At 72.2% G+C, this 5,442-nt stretch carries 5 protein-coding genes; 4 read left to right on the top strand and 1 reads right to left on the bottom strand.

Translation table 11 applies throughout. From position 1 onward, the window contains the following. Positions 1-60: 60 nt before the first annotated feature. From K6I34_RS30535 to tyrS, 3 genes are all read left to right on the top strand, one after another. A complete protein-coding gene (locus K6I34_RS30535) occupies positions 61-1,572 on the top strand; it encodes a TldD/PmbA family protein (RefSeq protein ID WP_229330894.1) in 1,512 nt (503 codons plus the stop codon). Next, entirely contained in the window at positions 1,569-2,966 is a 1,398-nt protein-coding gene (locus K6I34_RS30530; protein ID WP_229330892.1) for a TldD/PmbA family protein, read from the top strand. The genes K6I34_RS30535 and K6I34_RS30530 overlap by 4 nt, the downstream gene beginning before the upstream one ends. A gap of 124 nt (positions 2,967-3,090) precedes the next feature. After that, on the top strand, positions 3,091-4,515 hold the full coding sequence (gene tyrS, locus K6I34_RS30525; protein ID WP_229330890.1) for a tyrosine--tRNA ligase: 1,425 nt from the start codon (positions 3,091-3,093) through the stop codon (positions 4,513-4,515). A gap of 193 nt (positions 4,516-4,708) precedes the next feature. Here tyrS and K6I34_RS30520 read toward each other — a convergent pair whose 3' ends face one another. After that, positions 4,709-4,981 (bottom strand): GlsB/YeaQ/YmgE family stress response membrane protein, encoded by a 273-nt coding sequence (locus K6I34_RS30520; protein ID WP_229330888.1) that lies wholly within the window; start codon positions 4,979-4,981, stop codon positions 4,709-4,711. 223 nt (positions 4,982-5,204) lie between these two features. Here K6I34_RS30520 and K6I34_RS30515 point away from each other — a divergent pair. Then, positions 5,205-5,442 (top strand): DUF3099 domain-containing protein (locus tag K6I34_RS30515; protein ID WP_229330886.1); only part of this gene is annotated, 238 nt, incomplete at its 3' end.

The following is a 5,442-nucleotide window of genomic DNA, read 5'->3' as shown; positions in this document are numbered from 1 at the left end:
CACTCCACGCCCCCTTCTTCACCCCCTACTTCTTCACACCCTGCTTCTTCACCCCATGCCATCGACGCGTCGTTCCTCGCGCTGCCCCTGCGCCCGCTGGCCGACGCGGCCCTGGCCCGCGCCCGCGCGCTGGGCGCCGAGCACGCGGACTTCCGCTTCGAGCGGGTGCGCAGCGCCTCCTGGCGGCTGCGGGACGCCCGGCCCGCGGGCTCGTCGGACGTCACGGACCAGGGCTACGCGGTGCGCGTGGTGCACAACGGGAGCTGGGGCTTCGCCGCGGGCGTGGAGCTGACCATGGACGCGGCGGCGCGGGTCGCGGGGCAGGCCGTCGCGATGGCGAAGCTCTCCGCGAAGGTGATCGCCGCGGCGGGCTCGGACGAGAGGGTCGAGCTCGCGGACGAGCCGGTGCACGCCGACCGCACCTGGATCTCCTCATACGACATCAACCCCTTCGACGTGCCGGACGCGGAGAAGACCGCGCTGCTCGCCCAGTGGAGCGCGCGGCTGCTGGCGGCGGACGGGGTGGCGCACACCGACGCGTCGCTGACGACCGTGCAGGAGAACAAGTTCTACGCCGACTCGGCGGGCACCGCGACCACCCAGCAGCGCGTCCGGCTGCACCCGCAGCTCACGGCGGTGGCGGTGGACCCGGCGACCGGCGAGTTCGACAGCATGCGCACCCTCGCCCCGCCGACCGGCCGCGGCTGGGAGTACCTGACGGGCACCGGCTGGGACTGGGAGACGGAGCTGGCGGAGCTGCCCGGGCTGCTGGCGGAGAAGATGCGCGCCCCCAGCGTGCGGGCGGGCACGTACGACCTGGTCGTCGACCCGTCCAACCTGTGGCTGACGATCCATGAGTCCATCGGCCACGCCACCGAGCTGGACCGGGCCCTCGGCTACGAGGCGGCGTACGCGGGCACGTCTTTCGCCACCTTCGACAAGCTGGGCACCCTCCAGTACGGCTCGAAGCTCATGAACGTCACGGGCGACCGCACGGCCGAGCACGGCCTCGCCACCATCGGCTACGACGACGAGGGCGTGGCGGCCCAGTCCTGGGACCTCGTCAAGGACGGCGTCCTCGCGGGCTACCAGCTCGACCGCCGCACCGCCCGCCTCACGGGCTTCGCCCGCTCCAACGGCTGCGCCTTCGCCGACTCCCCCGCGCACGTGCCGGTGCAGCGCATGGCCAACGTCTCCCTCCGGCCCGCCCCCGACGGCCCGTCGACCGGCGAGCTCATCGCGGGCGTCGAGAACGGCCTCTACATCGTGGGCGACCGGTCGTGGTCGATCGACATGCAGCGGTACAACTTCCAGTTCACGGGCCAGCGGGCGTACGCGATCCGGAACGGCCGCCTCGACGGGCAGGTGCGGGACTTCGCCTACCAGGCGACGACCACGGACTTCTGGGGGTCGATGGCCGCGGTCGGCGGCCCGCAGACCTATGTCCTGGGCGGCGCGTTCAACTGCGGCAAGGCCCAGCCGGGGCAGATCGCCGCGGTCTCCCACGGCTGCCCTTCCGCGCTCTTCAAGGGCGTCAACATTCTGAACACGACTGAGGAGGCCGGTCAGTGAGCCCTCGGAGCAGGAACAAGCCGCACGAGATCGTCGAGCGTGCCCTGGAGCTGTCGCGTGCCGACGGCTGCGTCGTGATCGCGAGCGAGGACTCGACCGCCAATCTGCGCTGGGCGGGCAACGCCCTCACCACCAACGGCGTGACCCGCGGCCGTTCGGTCACGGTGGTCGCGACCGTCGACGGGGCCGAGGGCACGGCCTCCGGGGTCGTCTCGCGGTCGGCGGTCACGGCGGACGAGCTGGAGCCGCTGGTGCGCGCCGCGGAGGCCGCCGCGCGCGAGGCGGGGCCCGCCGAGGACGCCCAGCCGCTGGTGACGGGGGTGCCGCACTCCCCCGGCTTCACCGAGGCGCCCGCCGAGACCTCCCCGGCCGTCTTCGACGCGTTCGCGCCCGCGCTCGGCGAGGCCTTCGCCCGCGCCCGCGCCGAGGGCCGCGAGCTCTACGGCTTCGCCCACCACGCTCTCACCTCGTACTACCTGGGCACCTCCGCCGGGCTGCGGCTCCGTCACGACCAGCCCACCGGCACGCTGGAGCTCAACGCCAAGTCCCCGGACCGTACGCGCTCCGCGTGGGCGGGCCGCGCGACCCGGGACTTCACCGACGTGGACCCGGCCGCCCTGGACGCCGAACTGGCCCGGCGGCTGGAGTGGGCCCGTACGCGCGTCGAGCTGCCCGCCGGGCGGTACGAGACGCTGCTCCCGCCGAGCGCCGTCGCGGACCTGCTGGTCTACCAGCAGTGGTCGGCCACCGCGCGGGACGCGGCGGAGGGCCGGACGGTCTTCTCCAAGCCGGGCGGGGGCACCCGTATCGGCGAGAAGCTGTCCGGGCTGCCGCTGTCGCTGCGCAGCGACCCCGCCCACCCGGGGCTGGAGTGCGCGCCCTTCGTCCTCGCGGCCGCCTCCGGCGACGACGCGTCCGTCTTCGACAACGGGCTGCCGCTGCGCACCACGGAGTGGATCCGCGACGGCGTGCTGGAGCACCTGCTCACCACCCGGCACAGCGCGGACCTGACGGGCCTGCCGGTCACCCCGGCGATCGACAACCTGATCCTGGACGCGGGCGGCACCCGCTCCCTCGACGAGATGGTCGCCGACACCGAGCGCGGCCTGCTGCTGACCTGCCTCTGGTACATCCGCGAGGTCGACCCGGCGTCGCTGCTGCTCACCGGGCTCACCCGGGACGGTGTCTATCTCGTGGAGAACGGCGAGGTCGTCGGCGAGGTCAACAACTTCCGCTTCAACGAGTCGCCGGTCTCCGTGCTCTCCCGGGCCACCGAGGCGGGCCGCACCGAGCAGACGCTGCCGCGCGAGTGGGGCGACTACTTCAGCCGGGCCGCTATGCCCGCGCTGCGCGTGCCGGACTTCAACATGAGCTCGGTCAGCCAGGGAGTGTGACGGCGCGAGCGGGGGCGCGACCGTCGGGAGGCGCGACCGGTCCGAATAGACTGGTCGGCGTCCGTCCGCCCCCGCACCGTCTTCCTTCCTCCACCTTTCCGTCCCTTCGATCCTCAGGAACGTCATGACACGCCTCGGCGAATCCGTCGCCCGCGCCAGCGAGCTCCTCGCGCAGGACCTCTCCTCCGACCAGACCGTCCAGCGGCTGCTCACGGAGACGGGCTCGCGGCGCTATCTCGACCTGACGGACCTGTCGCCGGAGGAGCAGGCCGAGCTGATCGCCGCCCGCACGGTCGAGGTGCTGCCGGGCGTGGACAAGCTCGCCGCGCGCATCGCGGAGCGCCGCGCCGAGGGCAAGGGTCTGGGCATCAAGCTGGGCATCGACCCGACCGGCAGCGACGTGCACCTCGGGCACGCCGTGCCGGTGATCATCCTCAGCCGCTTCCAGCGCATGGGCCATGACGTCACGCTGCTCATCGGCGACTTCACCGCCAAGATCGGTGACCCGACGGGCCGTACGGCGGAGCGCCCGCCGCTGACGGACGAGGACATCGCGCGGAACCTCGCGGGCTACCGCGACCAGGTGCGGCCGTTCTTCGACTTCGAGAAGGTCAGCTTCCGGCAGAACAGCGAGTGGCTGGCGCCGTACACCTTCCCGGAGCTGCTGGCCCTGCTGGCGCATGTGCCGGTCTCGCAGCTGCTCCAGCGCGAGGACTTCCGCACCCGTCTCTCCTCGGGCTCCGGCCTGACGATGACGGAGATGCTCTACCCGATCGCGCAGGGCCTGGACTCCGTGGCCCTGGAGTGCGACGTGGAGCTGGGCGGCGCCGACCAGCTGCTCAACCTGCAGATGGGCCGGAAGCTCATGGAGCTCAAGGGCCAGAAGCCGCAGCTCGTCGTCACCATGCCGCTGATCGAGGGCACGGACGGCACGGGCGCGAAGATGTCCAAGTCCAAGAACAACTACGTCGCGCTGTCCGCGCCCGCCGACGACGTCTTCGGCAAGATCATGTCGGTGCCGGACCGCCTGATGGAGCCGTACCTCAAGGCGTGGACCGAGTGGACGGACGCCGAGGTGGCCCAGGCCCTGTCCCGCGTCGAGGACCGCTCGCTGCACCCGATGGACCTCAAGAAGGTCCTCGCGGGCGAGGTCGTGGCGGCGCTGTACGGCGTCGAGGCGGCCATGGCGGCGCGTGCCGGGTTCATCGCGCAGTTCTCGAAGAAGAGCTTCACCGACGTCGAGAGCCTGCCGGTCGTGGAGCTCGCCGAGCACGGTGCGGAGCCGGCGACCGCCGTCCTCAGCCAGGTGCTGGGCTTCCAGCCGAGCGCTTCCGCCGCGCGGCGGGTCGCGAAGCAGAACGGCCTGCGGCTGATCGTCGAGCACGACGGCGGCCAGGAGGCGGTCGTCCTGCCGGAGGCGGAGGCGATCCGCCCGCTGGGCGAGGTGGTCCGCGAGACGCTCGCCAGGACGGCGGCGTCGGGCGTCACGGACCCGACGGGCATCTACCTCAAGGCAGGCCGCAAGATCGCGGAACTCCGCGGCGCGTAAGGGCGCCCCGTAAGGGGCGCGGGGAACTGCGCGAGCAACCACGGACGGCCCGCAGCCGCCGGACAGGCACTGCGGGCCGAGCTCGTGGGCGGCTTTCAGGGGCGCGGGGAACTGCGCGACAAGCCCCCACCGGACCCGCAGCCGCCCACCGGGCCCAGGTGGCAACCCGGTAGGCGCACGGGTAGGCGCGCGCTCAAGCGCTCCGGCGTCCCCGGATCACCGCCCACAACCGATCCCCCACCGCGACCACAATGACCGCTCCCACCAGTTGGAGCAGGTGGCGACCCCAGTCGACACCCTTCGTCTCGGCGATGCCGAGCCCCGCCGCCGCCCAGTTGCCGAGGGCGGCGCCGATCATGCCGCAGATGATCGTCAGCCAAATGGGGATGCGCTGCTTGCCCGGGAGGATCGCCTTGGCGATCAGGCCCAGCACAAGACCGACGATGATGGCCCACAACCAGCTCATGTCGCCTCCTCATGCGGCGCGATATGGCGTGCCCCGCCATTCTGGGGCCGCTCGCCGTACGGCGCACTTCGGACCGGGTGCTACGCCGGGTGCATGAGGAAGACGCAGGTCGCGGCGGCGATGACCGGGCGCCCCGGTCTCGTACACCCGCCGGGGGCGGCGTAACGTTGAGTACGTCCCAGACGAATGGCGCGCCGTCGCGGCTGGCAGGTGGTGGAACGTGATGCGGAAGCATGGCGGGCCGGAGGTCTTCAGGATCACCGGGGCCCGTCGGGGTCTCGAGGAGGACGTGCGCGGACGTCAGCGCCGGTACATCTTCTCGATGCTGGTCCGCACCCTGTCGGTGGTACTGACCGTGGTGCTGTGGAACGTCGAGCGCTATGTGGCCATCGGCACCCTGATCCTCGGCGCGCTGCTGCCGTACGTCGCGGTCGTCATCGCCAACGCCGGCCGGGAGAACG

The organism is Streptomyces sp. UNOC14_S4 (assembly GCF_020740835.1).
Taxonomy (GTDB): Bacteria; Actinomycetota; Actinomycetes; order Streptomycetales; family Streptomycetaceae; genus Streptomyces.
This window is presented reverse-complemented; position numbering and strand designations above follow the sequence as displayed.